Here is a 19,704-nt window from a genome sequence, read left to right on the forward strand (position 1 = left end):
CACTATGCTAAAAAGTTATATAAAAATCGCTGTAAGAAGTCTAATGACAAATCGCTTGTTTTCAGCAGTTAATATTTTTGGACTGTCTGTTGGCTTAGCAACGACTTTGATACTTTTTTTGTTTATATTACATGAGCGTAGTTTTGATAGTATGTATGCCAATAAAGACCGGATTTACAGGGTGATATTGCATACAACCGAAGAAGGTTTGGAAACATGGGCGAATGTACCTTCAGCACTTAGTCCAGAACTTACGAATCATATTCCAGATATTGAAAAATCTGGCAGATTGTTTAGGCATGATTATGGAGAGAAGGCATTTATAAAAACAGATAATGCTGTCTTTTCTGAAGATAGGCTTTTTTGGGCAGAGGCTTCACTGATAGAAATGCTTAATATAGAAGCCATAAAGGGTATAGGCTCAGAGGCACTTAAGCATCCAAACAACATATTGCTTTCCGAGAGTACGGCCAAACGTTATTTTGGTGAAGAAAATCCATTAGGGAAGACCCTATCCGTAGACAATAGAAATACGTTTGAAGTTAAAGGTATCTTTAAAGATTTTCCAGAAAACAGTTCGTTTAACTTCAATGCTGTAGTCCCTTTTTTAATGCAGAGATGGGCACAACAACCCACATGGGGCAATGCCAGTTTTGAAACGTTTGTAAAGTTTAATACGGATAAGCCTAATATTACCAATGTTGAAAACCAAATCCAGGATATTTTAAATACTAATGTTAAGAAAGAAGACCAATGGTATCGCTTTTCACTTCAGCCTTTAGAACGCGTTCATTTGTATTCATCTTCTATTTCTAGTAGTTATATAGATAATAATGGTGATATTAATCAGATAAAGAATCTTACAGTATTAGCCGTTTTGATATTGATTATTGCTTGCATTAATTACATGAATTTAATGACGGCACGCTCACAAAAACGCGCAAAAGATGTCGGAGTCAATAAAACCTTAGGAGCCTCTAATAGACAACTTATTTTTAGGTTTTATATCGAAACAGGACTTATCACAGCTATTGCTATGGTCTTAGGTACTTTACTTGCTATTGTAGTGTTACCTATGTGTAATGATATTATTGATAGGGAGTTAAGTGTTACATCACTTTTCTCTTTTAATATTTTATTGTTTCTAGCAGTCATTTGGTTATTGACTACGATTATATCAGGCTCTTACCCTGCGTTATACTTATCACGTTTTTCTCCACAGGAGGCCATGAAGCCATCAGCAAATAAAAGGGCCACAGTTACGGGTATTCGTAAAAGTCTGGTCGTAGTCCAGTTTTCGGCATCAGTAGTCCTTATTATTGCTGTATTGGTTATTTATGAGCAGCTGCAATTCATGCAAAACAAAGATTTGGGCTTTAATCCCGAAAATGTTATTGCCATATCAACATCGGGTGTACCTAATGCAGGTACAAATAGTGCACTGGTCAATGCGTTTGAGAAGCTGCCCAATGTTTCTGCAGTTACCAGAGCCCAAGGTTATCCTAGCTTAGAGGTTAGTGTCAATAGTATCTTTAAACCTAACAGTGATGAGGGAATGAGTATTAGTACTAACATGTCAGAACATGATATTACAGATGCATTGCAATTAAAACTGTTGGCGGGTCGACCATTACCAAAAAATAAGCTAGTCGGTGATACCTTAATCGATGTTGTAATTAACAAAACAGCTATAGATTTTTTAGGGTTTTCGCCCGAAGAAGCTATAGGAAGGAAAATTAATGTTGAGGGATTTGGTAGAGAAGCTTATATCAGAGGTGTTGTAAGCGATTTTAATTTTACATCACTACATAAACCCATAGGAGCATATGCATTTTATACCGTATCTGGTACAAGGTCTTACAACTATTTATTAGTTAGATTTACGAATGAAAAGCTCAAAGGGACCCTTTCTACTTTTGAAAGTACGTTCAATACAATAGCACCCAATTCCGCATTTGAATACACATTCCTTGATAAAAAATTGGAGACCTTATACAAAAAGGAGCAACAAATGGCTAATGTCAGTTTATTATTTTCAGTCTTGGCCATTGTGGTTGCCTGTCTTGGATTGTTTGCTCTGGCCGCTTTTATGGCAGAGCAGCGCCAAAAGGAAATAGGTATTCGTAAAGTGTTTGGCGCAAGTGTTTCAAAAATAGTACGGTTATTATCCCATGATTTTCTGAAGTTGGTTCTTATTTCCTTTGTTATTAGTTTTCCATTGGCCTTATATGCCATGAACAATTGGCTACAGAATTTTGCTTACAGAATTCATGTGAGTTGGACCGTATTTTTAATTGCTGGTGTCTTGGCATTAGCTATAGCCCTATTTGCCGTGGGTTATCAGGCAATTAAGGCAGCTATTGCCACCCCAATAAGCGCATTACGATCGGAATAGAAAGTCATCAACCTGTGCTGAATTTCTGTCTGTCGGCAGATAGGAGTTTCAGTATCAAAAACCGACAATTATGATTAACAATCATTTAAAAATAGCTTGGAGGAACATCTTTAAAAACAAGCTAACGTCTTCAATAAATATTATAGGTCTGGCTATTGGATTAACCTCTTGTCTTATCATTCTATTGTTTGTTAAATACGAATTAAGCTTTGATAAAAATCATTCTAAATCAGAATTGACCTATAGAGTAGTACAACACAAAGCATTTCCTGAAGAAACATTCTACTTTAATACGACACCTTACCCTCTTGCTGAAGCCCTCAGAAATGATTTATCAGAGTTGAATGCCGTAACACAGGTTGTGGGTTTAACCACTAGAACATTTGGTGTTAAAAATAATCAAGGAGCAACCACTTTGTATGAAGAGCCAAATGTTCTTTTTGTCGATGCATTTTACACGCAAATTTTTGATAATATCGACTGGCTCGCAGGAGATAAATACGGTGCTTTTAGCGATGCAAATGCCGTTATTCTTACTGAAACGGTGGCCAAAAAATACTTTAAAATACAAGGTCAAGACTATAATGCTCTAATTGATAGGCAAGTTTTACTCAGTAACGATATACCCTTACTAGTTAAAGGTGTAGTCAAAGATCAGCCGGGAAATAGCAATTATAAATTTGAGGTATTACTTCCTTATGAGATTTTTAAAAGTAACAATGAACGTCATGCAAAAGACTGGTCAGGGAATCATCAAGGTACGACCTTCGTGGTTTTAAACAACAAAAGTCAGAAAAAGGATCTAGAATCGAAAATAGCACTTTGGAAGAAAAAATATTTGAGCCCTAAAGAAGATGCTTTGACGACCTATGTCTTACAGCCTGTTAGTGAAATTCATACCGATACAACATATGGCAGCAGTCCTGGCGGTTACATAATGCCGACTAAAGTGATTTCAGTAGCATCAATTGTCGCCATTTTTATTCTTCTCATAGCTATTATAAACTTTATAAACCTAGTTACGGCACAGTCTACACTAAGGTCGAAGGAAGTAGGTGTATTAAAAGTATTAGGGAGTAACAGGTTGGGTTTAATCTTTAGATTTATGGTTGAAAATAGTCTACTTATACTTTTAGCCCTCGGCTTTACTATTCTTGCGACCTACCTGTCTGTTGAAGAATTGAATAAAAGCCTGTCTATTATTAATTTGGATTTAAAGTTAGATTGGTCACATTTCTATTTAATTCTTGGGATCAGTATCGCCACTATTTTATTGGCAACCATTTATCCGGCCGTGGTGCTGTCATCATTTAATCCTGTGGAAGCTCTAAAGAATAAGATTACGGCAAGGAATTCCAAAGGATTAATGCTCCGAAAGGTACTTATAACGTTTCAATTTGTTATTGTTCAAGTTTTTGTTATTGCTGTGGTCGTGATAACACTTCAGATGCGTTTTTTTAAAACTAAAGATATAGGCTTTACAACAGATGCTGTGGTAATTACACCTGCGCCTGAATTTGATAAAACAGAGGTCTTTAAAAACGCACTGCTGAGTCGTAGCGATATTGTTGACGTATCTTTTGGTTCGGGCCCGCCAATGGGAATAGATGGTCTGTCTTTAGGCACCTCGTTTCGTTTACCGAATAAGGCGGCTCAAGAGGGCATCTATTCTGAAATAAAAGTGGGGGATGCCCATTATCTCGATTTTTATGACCTGGAATTACTAGCAGGGAAAAACTTTACGACAACTAAAGACAAATTTGACCAATTTATAGTTAACGAAACACTTTTAAAATCCTATAATTGGACACCTGAGGAAGCCATAGGAAAGCGATTAGCCATAAACGAGGGGGAAGCCACTATAGTTGGGGTCGTTAAAGATTACCACAATAATGCCTTGCAATATGATATTACACCCTGCATTATTGTGAACTGGAATATACTACAGAATAGTGCCTTCATAAAAATAAAGGAAACGGAAGCATCAACATTGAGCGGTATTGCCTCGATTTGGAAGCATAGTTTTACATCCTCAGTTTATGATTATAGTTTTCTAGATGATGCAATAGAACGTGAATACGTTGTAGAGCGACTCATTTATAATGGATTCTCTATCCTTGCCATTTTAGCTATAAGTATAGGATGCTTAGGGCTTTTTGGCTTAATGGCATTTATTTTATTAGCCAAATCCAAGGAAATGGCCATTCGTAAAGTTTTAGGTTCTAATGCGCTTCAAATTGCTACACTGTTATCTAAAGAATTTGTCGTATTAATTGTAATTGCGTTTCTTATTGCGGCGCCATTAACCTATTACGCACTTAATTTATGGTTGCAGGACTTTACCTATAGAATTGCCTTATCCATTGATATGTTCCTCCTAGGAGGAGTTTTAACCTTAATAATTGCTGTGATAACATGTAGCTATCAATCCATTAAAATGGCGATAACGAATCCCATTGCGGCTTTGCGGTCAGAATAGAGCATTACATTAATCAAAAACCGAATAATTATGATCAGAAATTATTTAAAGCAAGTGTATCGACAACTGCTAAAGTATCGGTTGAATTCGATAATTAATCTTTTTGGACTTTCGGTGGGAATCGCTTGCTGCTTTGTGATATTCCTATTTGTTGATAATGAATTTAAGTACGACAAGTATCATGCACATTCAGAAAACATTTACCGTATTACTACGACTGAGACTTCAGAGAATGCCGTTCGGAATTTTGCACATTCGTATCTGCCTTATGCACCGTTGATAGCGTCTCAAATTTCCGAAGTAGATAAGTCAGTGCGTATGTTACAACAAAGTGTTAGTGTAGCTAACAAATCTAAGGGTGTTATATTGCAGGAGGAACAGTTTTTTTATGTGGATTCTACTTTTTTTGATGTCTTTTCTATTCCCTTAAAATTCGGTAATAGCGCTACGGCACTTTCAGAACCAAGGAGCATTATAATTTCAGAAAAAATTGCGAAAAAGTACTTTGGAAGATCTGATGTACTGGGTGAAACCCTGACTCTAGAACAAAATGTCTTATTAACCATTTCTGGAGTTTTTTCAGAGTTACCTTCACAGTCTAGTATTCAATTTGAGATGATTGCACCTATGGGTGTTACAAAAGAAACTTTCGGTCCTTGGATAGCAGATCTTGGGAAAACATGGTACTATCCACAAGTCTATACCTTTGTAAAACTTTCCTCCGATACTGGATTGACAAACCTTAATAAAAGACTGGGCGATTTTGATAAAGAATTTCTGCCCGAACATATCCAAAAGACACGTTCACACGAACTCTTACCTCTAGAAAATGTGCATTTCTCAAAATTAGAAAATGAAATGCACTCAACTATTGATAAAAAAATTCTCTACACCTTTATTGCTGCCGGTATCGTCATATTGCTTATTGCAACATTTAATTTTATTAATCTTTTTTTAGCCAGAATCGTATTGCGATTAAAGGAAGTTGGTATAAAAAGAGTGTTAGGAGCATCGAGTTTGAGTATTTGGAAACAAACTTTAGTAGAGAGCTTGGTATATTTAGTGTTGTCGTTTATTCTGGCCTTAGGATGGGTCTTTATGTTTTTGCCATCATTTAATACTTTAATGGAGACCCAATTAGAATTATTCAATGCGGAGACCATTGTAGTTTGGTTAATTATTTTGACGCTACTCATCATTTTAAGCCTACTAATTTCTGTGGTACCCACTGTATTTATATCCCGTTTTAATGTCAATATGACACTCAATGGGCTGGGAAACAAACTTTTTAAAAAGAAAAGAACTTCAGTGTCATTACAATCTGTGCTGGTGACATTTCAATTTGCAATCGCTGTGATATTGATCGTCGCAACCATTGTTATGCAATCCCAGATGAGCTACATTAAGAATAAAAATTTAGGCTTGGGTAAAGAGCAGGTTGTGGTATTACCTGTGCGTGATGAAAATATTCAGAAAAATTTTAGTGTCTTAAAGAATAAATTAGAACAGGTGAGTTCGATCCAGAGTGTTTCTGCCATCTCAAATTTTCCATGGTCCAAGGGGTATTATGATTTTGAAACAGTTATAACCCATAGTGGCAGGGACATAAAAGCCAATGCTTATACCTTATTGGTCGATGAGGATTTTATTCCAACTATGGATATGGTTATGTCGAAAGGTCGTGGGTTTTCAAGAGGGTTTAGAACGGATTCTACAGCGTTTATAATGAATGAAACGGCAGCCAATCTGTATGGTATCAAGGATCAAACCGAGGTCGTCATTGAAATGTCTCAAATAGGTTCTAGACTACCCAAAAAGGGCAAACTTATTGGAATTGTCAAGGATTTTCACCTTCAGTCTTTACATAAAACGGTAGAACCTCTAATCTTAACTTTGGCAAGTGCCACATACTTTACGGATAATATTATTATCAAATTTACAGGAACGGATGTGGAACGAACGCTGCAGGCTACCGAATCGGAAGTTCAAAATATGTCACCAAACAGACCATTTGAATATTTTTTCTTAGATGATGCCTTTGAAAAACTGTATAAAAAAGAAGCACGGGTAAGTGCGTTATTCAATTACTTTTCAATTTTGTCAATTATAATTGCCTGTTTAGGGCTGATGGGCATCGTCGCCTTTACAACCTCGCAGCGGATTAAGGAGATAGGCATACGAAAGGTCCTAGGAGCTAGTGTAGCGAGTATCGTTAAGCTCATTACAACCAGTTTTTTAAAATTAGTCTTCATTGCCATTATCATTGCTATTCCTTTGGCCTATCTATTGATGTCTAATTGGTTGGAACGCTTTTCCTATAAAATCAATTTAGGCTGGTGGATTTTTACACTCGCAGGTTGTTGTGCCCTCACTATTGCTATACTTACCATCGGATATCAATCCATACGATCTGCAATTGCAAACCCTGTCAACTCCTTAAGGTCAGAATAAAGTAGTTACACATTGAGGTGTTCGGTTTTGAACAAAAGGTGTATCAAAACCGAACACTTTTATTTTGAGCTTTTATTTTAATTCGTTGATATTTAGTTAGTTGTGTTTTTGGCATTATCTTCACTATAGTTTAGTAGAGATAAATTAAATCGTCAACTAAACAAACGAACATGATTTTAAATTATATTAAAATAGCATTGCGAACATTATTGAAAAACAAAGGCTATAGCTTTCTCAATATTTTTGGATTAGCTATTGGTATGACTTGTGCAAGTCTCATTTTTCTTTGGGTGGAGGATGAGATGAGTTTTAATACCAATTTTAGCAAGCAAGATTTAGTTTATTATGTTCCAACTAATCAACAATACGAAGGCGAATGGCGAACGTTTTATTCTACACCGGGCCCCTTAGCTCAGGATATGAAGAATGAAATTCCTGGAATTGTAAGATCGACACGCTCTAGTCAACAAGAATGCTTGTTTACCGTCGGTGATAACGCCATAACCAAAAGAGGCCGTTATGCTGATGCTGACTTCCTCGAAATTTTCGATTTACATTTTATAGAGGGAAATAGGGCTGAAGCGTTCAATAATCCAGAAGCCATTGTCTTGACCCAAGACCTTGCAGAGCAACTTTTTGGCCAGGGAGAAAAGGCACTTGGAAAGGTGGTTAGGGTGAGTGATAAGGACAATTATTTAGTCACAGGGGTTATTGAGAATTTACCTAAAAATATAACCTTTAAGTTCGATTGGGTAGCACCTTTTGAGCGTTATGCAGAAGGGGAAGATTGGATGACCTATTACGGTAATAATTTTTCTGACACCTTTGTAGAATTGGCTCCAGGGGCAGACTTTGCTTCTGTAGATGCTAAAGTGCGCCAAATTATTCAACAAAAGGAAGAAGACAGTGATACCTATGCATTTTTGCATTCAGTTAAAGATTGGCATTTAAGATCAAAATTTGAAGGTGGTAAAATTGTAGGAGGTCGTATCACTTATGTGCGATTGTTTACAATTATAGCTTTCATAATTTTATTGATTGCCTGCATTAATTTTATGAATTTGTCTACAGCACGTAGCGAAAAAAGGGCCAATGAAGTCGGGGTGAGAAAGGCTATGGGGTCTAGTAGGTCTAGCTTAATGGCACAATTTATGTCAGAGGCTTTGGTCTTAGCTTTGGCTGCCACGTTTCTTAGTGTTTTATTTTTGGCGATTCTACTTCCGCAATTCAACCTAATTATAGATAAGAACCTGGTATTAGATTTTACAAACCCTATACATTCATTAGGCTTATTGAGTATAGCTATACTTTGTGGACTGTTAGCAGGGTTGTATCCAGCATTTTATTTATCGTCTTTTAAACCTGTCGAAGTTTTAAAGGGATTAAAGGTAACAGAGGGTTCTGCGACCATGATTAGAAAAGGATTAGTAGTCGGGCAATTTACGATTTCAATAGTTTTTATAATTGTCACTATTTTGGTATATCAACAGATTCAACATGCTAAGAATAGAGAACTTGGCCTAGACATGGATCAATTATTGTCTATGCGAATAGACGAAGATTTTATTCCAAGGTTTAACCTAGTACAACAAGAATTAATGAGAACGGGCTCGGTAAAAAATGCGACACTATGTAATTCCGAACTCTTATCCGGAGGAGATAATGGTTCTGGATTTCGCTGGAAAGGAGGCAGAGATACCGAAGATGTTTTATTATCCTTTAGAAATGTAACGCCGAGTTTTTTTGAAACTACTGGTATGGAAATCATAAAAGGACGAGGCTTTAGTAATAGTGTTGAGTTGGATAGTGCCAATGTGATGATTTCAGAGTCTTTGGCGAAATTGATGGGGGATATCGATCCTTTAGGGAATACGATTATTCGTGGTAATGAAGAAATGAAGGTTATTGGAGTGGTTAAGGATTACGTATATGGAAATATGTACGAATCAAGTGATCCCGTACTATTCCTGCATTATCCAGATTACGCAAGGCATATGTTTATCAAAACAAAAGCAGGAGTGCCTATCAACAAAGCCTTGGCTGATATTGAGGCTGTAATGAAGACACACAATCCAGCGTATCCGTTTGAATATACTTTTGTCGATGAAGCCTTTGACGCCAAGTTTAAAAGTGAGCAACTTATTGGTGAACTTTCCCGGATTTTCGCAATTCTTGCGATCTTAATTTCGTGCTTAGGTCTTTTTGGATTAGCGGCCTACACAGCAGAGCAGCGCAAAAAAGAGATCGGTGTTCGAAAAGTTCTCGGGGCCAATGTTTCTGGCATTGTGAAATTATTGTCGAAAGACTTTTTAAAACTCGTCATCATTTCTATAGTTATTGCTATTCCTACGGCATGGTATTTTATGCAAGATTGGCTTCAGGATTATGCCTATCGCATAGAAATTAGTGCACTAGTTTTTGTCGTTGCAGGGCTATCTGCAATACTTATAGCTATGGTCACCGTGAGTTTTCAGGCTATTAAGGCCGCCATTGCAAATCCGGTAGACGCATTACGATCAGAATAAACAATTATTAACCTGTGCTGAACAGATTTCAGTATCAAAAACATATACAATCATGAAAAATTTAAGAAACAGTATAATTCTAGGAATAATTTTGGTAAGTCAAATGACTTTTGCACAGACCAAAGAATTGGTAAAATCTTTTAATAAGGTTATCATTAGCCCCCATATAGAGACTACCTTTGTTCAAGGTAATGAAGATTCTGTTACTATTTTGGAGAATACTCTATCAGATGATGAAGTCAATATAGAAGTTAATGGCGGGACTTTACATGTCTATCTCGATGATGCCAAGACAACCACAAAACACAAAAAAGTCGTAAAGAATGGTATGAAAATGAAGGTGCCCGTTTACAAGGGTAAGGTGTTGACTATTCTAGTCACTTATAAGCACATTGACAAGTTATCTTTACGTGGGGAGGAAAATACCGTTTGTGAAAGTCGTATTGATGTTGAGCATTTTAAGCTGAAAATGTATGGTGACGGTGAAGTCACTTTTAATGAGGTGAATTTTCAGGAATTTGACGTTGATATTTTCGGAGAAGGCCTTTTAGTGATAAAGACAGGTAAAACAGGCCATCAGCATATCACATCTTACGGCGCAAGTGAAGTTAATCTTCTTGAGGTGAATAATAAAACCTCTAAGTTAAAAGCTTATGGAGAAGCCGAATTTAGGGTTAATGCCTCAGACCGTATCAAATTTACGGCTTATGGAGAAGCCGAATTGTACTATAAAGGAACCGCTGAAGTCAACCAAGGGTTAAGCTTTGGCGAAACACAAATTAATAGAATCGACTAAAAAATAAAGAGAAATGACACATACATTGTTAAGTCTAAACGAAGCCACTAGAACCGTTAATTCGGGTAGCAACAAGGTAACCTTACTAGATAATATTGATCTTCAAGTTAAAGAAGGCGAGTTTATTTCGCTTATGGGGCCATCAGGTTCAGGCAAGTCTACCTTGCTCAATTGCATAGGAATGCTCGATAGCTTTACAGGTGGTGGTTATACCTTTTTGGGAGAGCCAGTTCATGCCATGAAAGAAAAAAACAGGTCCAAACTGTATAAAGAATATATCGGCTTCGTATTCCAAGCCTATCATCTTATTGATGAGCTAACCGTCTGGGAAAATATTGAAACACCCTTATTGTATAAAAATATAAAATCGTCTGAGCGGAAAGGGTTGGTTGCGGACATGCTAGACCGCTTCAATATCGTAGGTAAGAAAGACCTCTTTCCTATTCAGTTAAGTGGCGGACAACAACAATTAGTTGGCATAGCAAGAGCACTCATTGGGGAACCCAAGCTTATTTTGGCAGACGAGCCAACGGGTAATCTTAATTCTAAACAAAGCACTGAGATTATGGAGCTGTTCTCTCAGTTGAATAAGGAAGGCGTTACGATTATTCAAGCCACACACTCTGAAAAGAACGCCTCATATGGTTCTAGGATTATTAATCTTTTGGACGGAAAAATAGTACCAGAATAACAACAAAATCATGAAACATCGTCACATTGTATTTGCCATCATTTTTTTGATGGGTCGGGCAGTGTATGCTCAAAATCAAACTCAAGAAAGTTATTCTTTGGAGGAATGTATTTCTATTGCCTTGGAGAATAATCTCGATTTAAAATCGGCCAATTTAAGAGCAAACTCTGCAAAAGTAAACCATCAACAATCCAAGGCAAATTTATTACCCAGCATCAATGGCAGTTTTAATTTGGGGGTCAATGATGGACGGAGTATCGATCCATTTACCAACGATTTTATCAATCAGGAATTAACCTTTTCCAATATGGGATTGAATGCCGATATGACGATTTTCAACGGATTTCGATTATTGAACGCCGCCAAGCAAAATCGTTTAAATAGAAAAGCTGCTGAGCTAGAGGTTGAGGCCGCCAAGCAAGATTTAGTGTTGAATGTAACATTGACCTATCTGCAAGTTCTCAATAACAAAGCGGTTTTGGATTTGACCAAACAGCGTTATGAGACCACCAAAAAACAGCTTAAAATTCAGGAGGATTTTTATAATAACGAATCTGGGAATCCTGCCGATTATGCTGATTTGTTGGGTCAAATTGCCAATGATGAAACCAGTATTTTAGTTTCAGAATCTAACCTTAATAATGCTCAGCAAAACCTTGTTAGACTATTGAATTTACCCGGTAATGTCACTATTAATCCAGAAGATCTAATGCTAGATATCGAGACTTATGGGCTTTCGGCGGAGGAGGTCTATACCGAAGCTTTAGAGAATTTGTTAACATTTCAAGCTAATGAAGCACGCATAGAAGCTGCCAAAAAAGGGGTTAGTGTCGCCAAATCTCAATTTACACCAGAAATATCAGTTTTTGCCGGTATTAATACCAACTACTCGAGTGCGGCAGAATTATTTACAGCCGCAGGTACTGAAATTGTCGATACTGGTGATTTTGTCACCGTTGATGGGCAGGATTTACCCGTACGTACCGAACAAACCAATTTTGATGCCAATAGTATTAGTTATGAAGACCAACTTGATAATAACCTAAATACTGTGATTGGCCTTTCGGTGAGCGTTCCATTGTTTAATGGTTTTAGGGCAAAGAATAATGTGGCTTTGCAGAAGATACAGGTAGAGGAATCTATTTTAGAGCTAGAACGTACCCATCTAGATATAAAAAACACCATAGCCCAAGTGCATTTTGATATGGACGCAGCCTACAACCGTTATCAAAGCCTATTAAAGCAAGTTGACGCCTATGAAGAATCCTACCGTATTAATGAAATTCGGTTTAACAATGGAGTGTCTAACTTCTTAAACTATGTCACGAGTAAAAACAATTTGGACAATGCCAGAGTTAATTTAGCAAATGCCAAGTTCGAGTACTTATTGCGTGTAAAGGTTCTGGATTATTATAGAGGTTTAAACTAAGTTAGAGGTTCAACTTTCAAACTTTAATAGATATTTATTTGAGGTCTTAGTTTTCGAGTTTATTTTTGTAATCTAAGATTTAAAATGAAAAGAGCCTTAGCACTGTTTTTCACAATACTTTATGTATTGGCGATGGTCAAACCAGCGGTTCCAGTCATTGAGTTTTACCTCAATCAAGATTTTATTGCGGAGTTTCTGTGCATAAATAAGGACAAGCCCAAGTTACAATGTAATGGTAAATGTCAATTATCTAAAATGATTGAAGACGCCAATACTGAAACAGACAAGGTTCCGACCATAGATCTTAGAGAATATCCCATAGCACTTATTGATAGAGGTAGGGCAGAAACTGTTACAAGAAAACAATTCTCAAAACGAGACCTGCCTTTATATGCTTCACACTACAAATATTTGTATAAATCTTCACTTCTAAAACCTCCAAGGGTTTAATGCACTTGCACTTGCCGTGCATTAATATTGATTTTTAAGTTAAGTCTTTGACATCACAGAGACTTCAATTTTTAACCTTAAATAGTATTAATATTTGGTACTGAATGCCTTGTTGGTTACTTGTAACATAATAAGCGTTCAGTGTCCATTTTAACTACACAATGAAAAACTATATACTTATTATAGTCTCATTTTGTGCGTCTTTTTGTGCTGCTCAAATAAAAGTACAAGGAACTGTTACCAACGACAAAGGAGACTACATAGGAGATGCTAATATTTCAGTGCTTAACTCAGAAATAGGAACATCGACGAATACAAAAGGAAACTATGCTTTAAATCTGGCAGAAGGACGATATACGCTGCGAATTTCTGCATTGGGATATGCAGTTCAATTACAGAATATTATAGTTTCCGAAACAGAAAACGACTTTGACTTTAAACTAAAGTCAAAAGATACGTCATTAGACGAAGTGGTACTAACGGCGAGTAAAAAAGAAGCTAATGCAATGGATGTGCCCATTTCGGTCAGTGCATTGTCTTCTCAAAAAATTGAGGATACCAGAACTTGGGATTTATCTGGACTTTCGGGATTGGTACCCAATTATTTATATCAGGAATCTGGAGTGAGTTTTCAGCAGATACAATCCATAAGGGGTATTCAGGTGTTTAGTGAAAATCCTGCTGTTGCTACCTATATCGATGGTGTTAATAATCTCGATATTATTTCGAACAATTTTGCGCTTACAGATATTGAACGCATAGAAGTATTGCGTGGTCCTCAAGGTACACTCTTTGGAAGAAATGCTATGGGAGGTGTGGTCAATATCATCACAAAACAACCCACCAACAAAACGGAAGGCTATATAGGGATGGGTTTTGGCAACCTAAACCTTCACCGTCATAGTCTCGGAATAAAAACACCTCTGGTCAAGGACAAACTGTTCTTTGGGTTCAATGGCTTATTCCAGAATAGAGATGGTTATTGGGAGAATGATTCGTCATTAGCGGCTATTCCAAATCCAGAAGTGGATGGGGAAACAGTTGGCGATCAAAGACAATTATATGGTAATTTGTTTTTAAAATGGTTGGTCAGCGATAGATTTTCGGCAACATTAAATGTAAAGGGACAAAAGGATTGGTCCGATGCTACAGGCTTTTTCGTGTCGCAACCAAATGAGACTATAGCGTTTGAGAATCCTGACAAGATTTACCTAAGTCGCATAGGTGAGCATGATCAAAGCGTGGTAAATACGGCACTTACGCTAAAATATGAAGCTTCGGATTATATTTTAACATCCATATCAACATATCAAAGTGTTGGCTTATCGTTCAGGGATATTGACTTCCCAGGCTTTTACCATTCATTTTATGATTCTGAAATTGGCGAAAAGTTACCGCCACAAGAGGTTTGGAGTCAAGAGCTTAGGGTCAATTCTAAGAGAGAGAACTCAAAATGGAACTACACTGCAGGTCTGTACGGTTTTACACAAGATGCCTTTGAGCCATCAACGAATTTAGCCTTTGAATTGGATGCATCGACTTATGCCATCTTTAAAAATAAAGGCAGAAATTCGGGTCTGGCTGCTTTTGGGGAATTGAGCTATGAAGCTACCAAAGAGCTAATCTTAACTGCTGGTTTGCGCTACGATTACGAAAAAAGAGAAGCCACATTTAATGGCTTTGGCGATTTAATATTTGATGGTCTTTCTCTTAACGAAAATGTTGCGCCCGTAACTGAAGAAGGCGAATATAATGCCTTGTCTCCAAAATTAGCCTTAAGCTATGCGCTTACAGAAGATTCAAACCTTTATGTCTCATACACGAGAGGATTCAGGGCAGGAGGTATTAATGCACAACGCTTACCAGATGGTGTTGATCAGACCTTTGATCCAGAATATTCCAATAATTATGAAATTGGCTATAAGTTGAATACCAAGACAAATCATTTAAGTGTTGGTGCCTCTATATTTTATATTGATTGGTCAGCCATTCAGTTTTTCAATTTAGTGGCGCCCTCTACTTTCGCTAGAGAAAATCTTGGAGATGCAGTTTCCAAAGGATTTGAGATTGAAAGTTCTTATTTACCTATCAAAGGATTACAGTTGGATGCTGCTGTTGGTTTTACCAGCACTGAGTACAAAGATTTTGATTTAGAGCGTGTAGATTTTGGTTCGGGAGAAGCAGTTATAGTTCCTATTTCAGGAAATAGTTTAGCTAATGCACCAAGTCATACCTTATTTTTTGGAGTGCAATACGGAACAAATATCTCAAAAGCCATTAAAGCAACACTGCGAGGTGAGTTTCGTAATATTGGTTCGTATTTTACAGATGTGCAAAACACATTGGAACAACCAAATTATACCTTGTTAAATGCAAGATTTGCTCTCGATTTTGGAAACTATAATTTATCATTTTGGGTGCAAAATTTAACAGATGAGACCTATTTAGCCTTTGGAAATCCCGATACGAGCTTCGGTAGCCGAAGTGTAAGAACAGCGGCTCCAAGAACTTTTGGGGGCGCATTGCGCATAAAATTTTAAGCAGATGAAATGAGCCATAATAACTAAAAAAAGTACTTGCTTATATGTTTAATGGCGAATGACATCGGATCTATGTAAATAAATAAATTTGAAAAGATGAAATATATACTTTTAATTTTTAGCATTATACTTTGTGTGTCTTGTAATAAGACCATAAAAGCAAACGACGGTTCTGAACAAACTTCAGATAAAACGATTCAGATCGATTCAGATACTCTGGCTATGAGTCATGATGAGATCATGAAATCGGTTAATATTCAATCCAATACCATAAAAACGATTGGTATATTGGTGTACGATGGGGTAAACAGTCTTGATGTATTTGGTCCAAAATATGTACTCAATCAAATCATGGGTGTGGACTTAAAACTCATTGCTGTAGACTCTGGTCATGTAAAAACGGTCATGGGATTAGAGTTTGTACCTAATACAACTATAGCACAAGTGGATAGTTTAGATATATTGGTTATCCCAGGAGGCTTTAGAGGGACCATTGAGGCGACCAAAAATGAAAATATCCTGAATTGGATAAAGTCTATCGATAAAACCACTACCTACACGGCAAGCGTCTGTACTGGGGGTTGGATTTTGGGAAGCACAGGTTTGTTAGAGGGTAAAAAGGCAACGACGAATTGGTTCAAGGCCGAGGAGATGTTGGCGTCTTTTGGAGCAGAATTTACGAATGAACGTTTTACAAGAGATGGTAAGTATTGGACATCTGCCGGCGTTACTGCAGGTATGGATATGGCCTTAGCGATGTTGGTGGAAATTGCTGGTGAAGATTATGCACAAGGCGTGATGTTAGATATGGAATATGATCCTTATCCACCGATTGAAGGCGGTAGTCCTGAAAAAACCAAGCCTGAAGTTCTGGAATTTATGACCAGCATGTATGAAGCTGGTTTTAATGACATTATGAGTGAATTATAAGCCTTATAAAAGGGTTGGTCATAATGACTAACCCTTTTTAAAAAGACTATAAATCTTCTCACCAAGCCAATAGCCAAAGCCTAATGTAAGAGGGTAGCCAATAAACAGCCATAAATAATCAATAATAGATAACTTGGAGAAGGCGTTAGAACCACTTTTACTCAACAGGGAAATAAAGTCATACCAGGAGATCATACCGAACTTCAGAATTAAGCCATTTGCTAAAATAGCAATGATGAGTATCGTTAAGCCGATGATATAAAGTCGCATCATAAGGAATCAATTCCACACTAAGTTACTTCTTTCGTTCCAATAGTCTTGGGGTGAAGTAGTAAATGATTTTAATTGAGATATGTCTGAGGTATTCAGTTCAAAATCCAAAACTTTTAAATTTTGTTTTAACTGCTGTATATTCGAAGCGCCGCTGAGGATGAGCTCAGGTTCTAAATCATCCATGATAAAACGCATGGCAATGGCATCAATGCCGACACCATATCTTGTTGAAAGGCTTTCAAAATAATTATAAGCGGTTTGGTAATTTTTAAAATCGGTATTTCCAAAAACACGACCATTAGCCAGTGCTTCCTTAATAATCACAGTTTTGTTATCAGCTATTAGTTCTTTTAAAATGGTATAGGTAGACTGTTCAAAAATAGTATAGGTCACTTGGTAGCTATCGAATAATCCAATACCGTCGAAGGTCACTTTTTGTGATTCCCTAATGATGTTTTCTTGCTGAGTTCCGCTAGAACTCAATCCAATTTTTAAGCCGTGTTCTTGCTTTATTTCATGTAATCTTGACAGAACTTTCATATTGGTCAGAACACCACTATCTAATGTCGCTGAATGGATTTGGTAAATATTAAGGTTGGGAAGGAACGCTTTAGAAATTTCCCACTGTTCATTCAATTTTGCCAGGGAATGTTCCTTAATTTCATGTTTGCCTTTAAAACCTACTTCCCAATTAGCCACATAGGTATAACCAAATTTTGTGGAAAGATGTACATCTTTATGTGCTCTGCTGTGCTGCCATTCCAGTAAAAATTGTTCACCCAAACCATAGGAGGGAGCCACATCAAAATCTCTAATACCTAAATGATAGGCCTCGTCTAATACTCTAAATGCGTTTGTTTTAAAAGCATTGACGGATTTATCAATTTTAGTAGTGGATCTAATGTTGATATAATCCGGCCTGCCTAATGCCGCTAAACCTAAACCAATTCTAGTTTGATGCATTTAGTGTGGTTTTACAGTTATATTGAAATGATAAAGTCCCTATTAACATGATTAGAATATTGATTAAGCAAAAGCTCCAATTTAGGGTTAATAAAGCGTTCGCAAAATGGTTTTTTAGGATTTTTTTGATAATAATTCTGAATGGCTTCTCGAGAGGCCTTAAATTCTGAAAATGTGTATACTTTGGTAATAAGTTGCCCTTCAAATTCATTTTGAAATACATCTAAAAGATGCTTTGCTTCAGCAAGTTGTTCTTCAGAATAGGTGTAGATCGCAGAACGATATTTAGCTCGCATGGTATGATCGGATGTACTGTTATGCGTATGTAAATGAATCTCTATCAAAGTGTTTAGCGAAATGACATCAGCATTAAAATGCACAATAACCGCCTCAGAAAATGTGTTATGCTCACCCGTTGAAGCCACATAACCCTGTTCGACCTTTTCAACACCAATTAAGGCCTGAAAAACCGCTTCCGTACACCAATGGCATCCGCCACCCAAAGCTATTTTAGTGTGTTGCGCCATGTTATACAACCTTCTTGTTTAAGTCAACCCAAAGCAGCTTTTAAACTACTTTGGGTTAATATGATTACGCACTCTTGAGTTTATCCGCATGAAGCTTGCGAAGTTTCATCAGTTTTGGTGTAATGACAAAACTACAATAGCCTTGTTGTTGATTGTTTCTATAATAATCCTGATGCTCCTGTTCAGCGTCATAAAAAGTCTGTGCTTCAGAGACTTCAGTAACTATAGGATTCTCAAAATACTTACTGAGTTCATTAATAACGGCTTCAGCAATTTTCTTTTGGATCTCGTTGTGATAGTAGATGACCGAACGGTATTGTGTGCCACGATCAGCGCCTTGCCTGTTTAGGGTCGTAGGGTCGTGGGTCGTCATAAAAATAACCAAGATATCTTCGTAACTAATGATGTTGGCGTCAAAAGTGATTTGGACCACTTCGGCATGACCTGTTAACCCTGAGCATACTTCTCGATATGTCGGTTTGCCCGGTACATTGCCGCCAGAATATCCAGAAACGACTTGTTCCACACCTTTTACTTCCTGAAAAACAGCTTCCGTACACCAAAAGCATCCACCACCAAGGGTAGCCATTTGTATATTTTTAGTCGTCATTAGGCCATCTCCTTTTCTAAAGTCATGGATTCAGAATTAATGCAGTATCGCAATCCGCTGGGTTCTGGCCCATCAGGAAACACGTGCCCTAAATGGGCATCGCAAGTATTACACATCACCTCGACGCGGACCATACCATATGAAGTATCTCTTTCATATTTAATAGCGTTAGTCTTAATTGGTTGCGTAAAACTTGGCCATCCTGTACCCGAACTGAATTTAATCGTCGAATCGAACAGCGGCGTACCACAACATACACAGCTGTACTTGCCTGCGTCATATATACTACAGAGTTCACCACTGTGTGGTCGTTCCGTCCCTTTTAGCCTTGTAATTCTAAATTGTTCTGGCGTTAATTGTGCATGCCATCCTGCTTCGGTTTTTTCAACGCGTCGATCCGGTGTTGGGTTTCCGTTAACGGAAAAATTAATAACATCTTTCCAAGTTAGCATAGCTTATGAGTCCTTTCTTTTCTAGTTAATAAATAAGCTTTTTAAGATGTAAAGATAGTCGAAGAATTTGAGATTTCCTTTCGGGCACATCACAGTTTATGGAGACATTTCATATATAGAAATTGAATAGCGTATATGTGGAAATTGAGCTGTTATGAATAAAATACATTTTTACTACATTTGAAAGAGACAG

At 37.2% G+C, this 19,704-nt stretch carries 15 protein-coding genes; 10 read left to right on the top strand and 5 right to left on the bottom strand.

Annotated features, from left to right (window positions below; all coding sequences use genetic code 11):
- The first annotated feature begins 4 nt into the window (after positions 1-4).
- The 10 genes from ACO052_RS08740 (at position 5) to ACO052_RS08785 (ending at position 16,686) form a co-directional block, all read left to right on the top strand.
- Positions 5-2,395, top strand: a complete 2,391-nt coding sequence (locus ACO052_RS08740; RefSeq protein ID WP_422107630.1) for an FtsX-like permease family protein — start codon at positions 5-7, stop codon at positions 2,393-2,395.
- A 70-nt stretch (positions 2,396-2,465) separates the two neighbouring features.
- The gene (locus ACO052_RS08745; protein WP_422107631.1) at positions 2,466-4,874 is read left to right on the top strand and encodes an ABC transporter permease; all 2,409 of its coding nucleotides are present in this window, start codon (positions 2,466-2,468) and stop codon (positions 4,872-4,874) included.
- Positions 4,875-4,904: 30 nt separating this feature from the next.
- Positions 4,905-7,325 (top strand): ABC transporter permease, encoded by a 2,421-nt coding sequence (locus ACO052_RS08750; protein WP_422107632.1) that lies wholly within the window; start codon positions 4,905-4,907, stop codon positions 7,323-7,325.
- A gap of 170 nt (positions 7,326-7,495) precedes the next feature.
- The gene (locus ACO052_RS08755) at positions 7,496-9,850 is read left to right on the top strand and encodes an ABC transporter permease (protein WP_422107633.1); all 2,355 of its coding nucleotides are present in this window, start codon (positions 7,496-7,498) and stop codon (positions 9,848-9,850) included.
- Positions 9,851-9,902: 52 nt separating this feature from the next.
- The gene (locus ACO052_RS08760) at positions 9,903-10,646 is read left to right on the top strand and encodes a head GIN domain-containing protein (protein ID WP_422107634.1); all 744 of its coding nucleotides are present in this window, start codon (positions 9,903-9,905) and stop codon (positions 10,644-10,646) included.
- Between the two features lie 13 nt (positions 10,647-10,659).
- Entirely contained in the window at positions 10,660-11,337 is a 678-nt protein-coding gene (locus ACO052_RS08765) for an ABC transporter ATP-binding protein (protein WP_422107635.1), read from the top strand.
- A 10-nt stretch (positions 11,338-11,347) separates the two neighbouring features.
- The gene (locus ACO052_RS08770) at positions 11,348-12,766 is read left to right on the top strand and encodes a TolC family protein (RefSeq protein ID WP_422107636.1); all 1,419 of its coding nucleotides are present in this window, start codon (positions 11,348-11,350) and stop codon (positions 12,764-12,766) included.
- An 84-nt stretch (positions 12,767-12,850) separates the two neighbouring features.
- Positions 12,851-13,216 carry a hypothetical protein gene (locus ACO052_RS08775; RefSeq protein WP_422107637.1) on the top strand — a complete coding sequence of 122 codons (366 nt, stop codon included), beginning with the start codon at positions 12,851-12,853 and terminating at the stop codon, positions 13,214-13,216.
- A 161-nt stretch (positions 13,217-13,377) separates the two neighbouring features.
- Positions 13,378-15,756: a TonB-dependent receptor gene (locus ACO052_RS08780; RefSeq protein ID WP_422107638.1), complete on the top strand. Its 2,379-nt coding sequence runs from the start codon at positions 13,378-13,380 to the stop codon at positions 15,754-15,756.
- A 96-nt stretch (positions 15,757-15,852) separates the two neighbouring features.
- Positions 15,853-16,686: a DJ-1/PfpI family protein gene (locus tag ACO052_RS08785; RefSeq protein WP_422107639.1), complete on the top strand. Its 834-nt coding sequence runs from the start codon at positions 15,853-15,855 to the stop codon at positions 16,684-16,686.
- A 27-nt stretch (positions 16,687-16,713) separates the two neighbouring features.
- Here the strand turns inward: ACO052_RS08785 and ACO052_RS08790 are convergent, their stop codons facing one another.
- The 5 genes from ACO052_RS08790 to msrB all read right to left on the bottom strand — a co-directional run bounded on the left by ACO052_RS08790 (position 16,714) and on the right by msrB (position 19,511).
- Positions 16,714-16,959 (bottom strand): DUF7672 family protein, encoded by a 246-nt coding sequence (locus ACO052_RS08790; RefSeq protein ID WP_422107640.1) that lies wholly within the window; start codon positions 16,957-16,959, stop codon positions 16,714-16,716.
- A gap of 6 nt (positions 16,960-16,965) precedes the next feature.
- Positions 16,966-17,922: an aldo/keto reductase gene (locus ACO052_RS08795; RefSeq protein WP_422107641.1), complete on the bottom strand. Its 957-nt coding sequence runs from the start codon at positions 17,920-17,922 to the stop codon at positions 16,966-16,968.
- A gap of 17 nt (positions 17,923-17,939) precedes the next feature.
- Entirely contained in the window at positions 17,940-18,449 is a 510-nt protein-coding gene (locus ACO052_RS08800; RefSeq protein ID WP_422107642.1) for a peptide-methionine (S)-S-oxide reductase, read from the bottom strand.
- Between the two features lie 64 nt (positions 18,450-18,513).
- The gene (gene msrA, locus ACO052_RS08805) at positions 18,514-19,059 is read right to left on the bottom strand and encodes a peptide-methionine (S)-S-oxide reductase MsrA (RefSeq protein WP_422107643.1); all 546 of its coding nucleotides are present in this window, start codon (positions 19,057-19,059) and stop codon (positions 18,514-18,516) included.
- On the bottom strand, positions 19,059-19,511 hold the full coding sequence (msrB, locus tag ACO052_RS08810; RefSeq protein ID WP_422107644.1) for a peptide-methionine (R)-S-oxide reductase MsrB: 453 nt from the start codon (positions 19,509-19,511) through the stop codon (positions 19,059-19,061). Before msrB ends, msrA begins: the two co-directional genes overlap by 1 nt.
- Positions 19,512-19,704: the final 193 nt, after the last annotated feature.

The organism is Winogradskyella sp., assembly GCF_965228925.1.
Lineage (GTDB): Bacteria > Bacteroidota > Bacteroidia > Flavobacteriales > Flavobacteriaceae > Winogradskyella.

Coding starts and splice junctions, on each gene's coding strand:
- ACO052_RS08740 (WP_422107630.1), top strand. CDS start 5: ATGCTAAAAAGTTATATAAAAATCGCTGTAAGAAGTCTAATGACAAAT.
- msrB (WP_422107644.1), bottom strand. CDS start 19,511: ATGCTAACTTGGAAAGATGTTATTAATTTTTCCGTTAACGGAAACCCA.
- msrA (WP_422107643.1), bottom strand. CDS start 19,059: ATGACGACTAAAAATATACAAATGGCTACCCTTGGTGGTGGATGCTTT.
- ACO052_RS08765 (WP_422107635.1), top strand. CDS start 10,660: ATGACACATACATTGTTAAGTCTAAACGAAGCCACTAGAACCGTTAAT.
- ACO052_RS08750 (WP_422107632.1), top strand. CDS start 4,905: ATGATCAGAAATTATTTAAAGCAAGTGTATCGACAACTGCTAAAGTAT.
- ACO052_RS08755 (WP_422107633.1), top strand. CDS start 7,496: ATGATTTTAAATTATATTAAAATAGCATTGCGAACATTATTGAAAAAC.
- ACO052_RS08795 (WP_422107641.1), bottom strand. CDS start 17,922: ATGCATCAAACTAGAATTGGTTTAGGTTTAGCGGCATTAGGCAGGCCG.
- ACO052_RS08790 (WP_422107640.1), bottom strand. CDS start 16,959: ATGATGCGACTTTATATCATCGGCTTAACGATACTCATCATTGCTATT.
- ACO052_RS08775 (WP_422107637.1), top strand. CDS start 12,851: ATGAAAAGAGCCTTAGCACTGTTTTTCACAATACTTTATGTATTGGCG.
- ACO052_RS08760 (WP_422107634.1), top strand. CDS start 9,903: ATGAAAAATTTAAGAAACAGTATAATTCTAGGAATAATTTTGGTAAGT.
- ACO052_RS08745 (WP_422107631.1), top strand. CDS start 2,466: ATGATTAACAATCATTTAAAAATAGCTTGGAGGAACATCTTTAAAAAC.
- ACO052_RS08800 (WP_422107642.1), bottom strand. CDS start 18,449: ATGGCGCAACACACTAAAATAGCTTTGGGTGGCGGATGCCATTGGTGT.
- ACO052_RS08785 (WP_422107639.1), top strand. CDS start 15,853: ATGAAATATATACTTTTAATTTTTAGCATTATACTTTGTGTGTCTTGT.
- ACO052_RS08780 (WP_422107638.1), top strand. CDS start 13,378: ATGAAAAACTATATACTTATTATAGTCTCATTTTGTGCGTCTTTTTGT.
- ACO052_RS08770 (WP_422107636.1), top strand. CDS start 11,348: ATGAAACATCGTCACATTGTATTTGCCATCATTTTTTTGATGGGTCGG.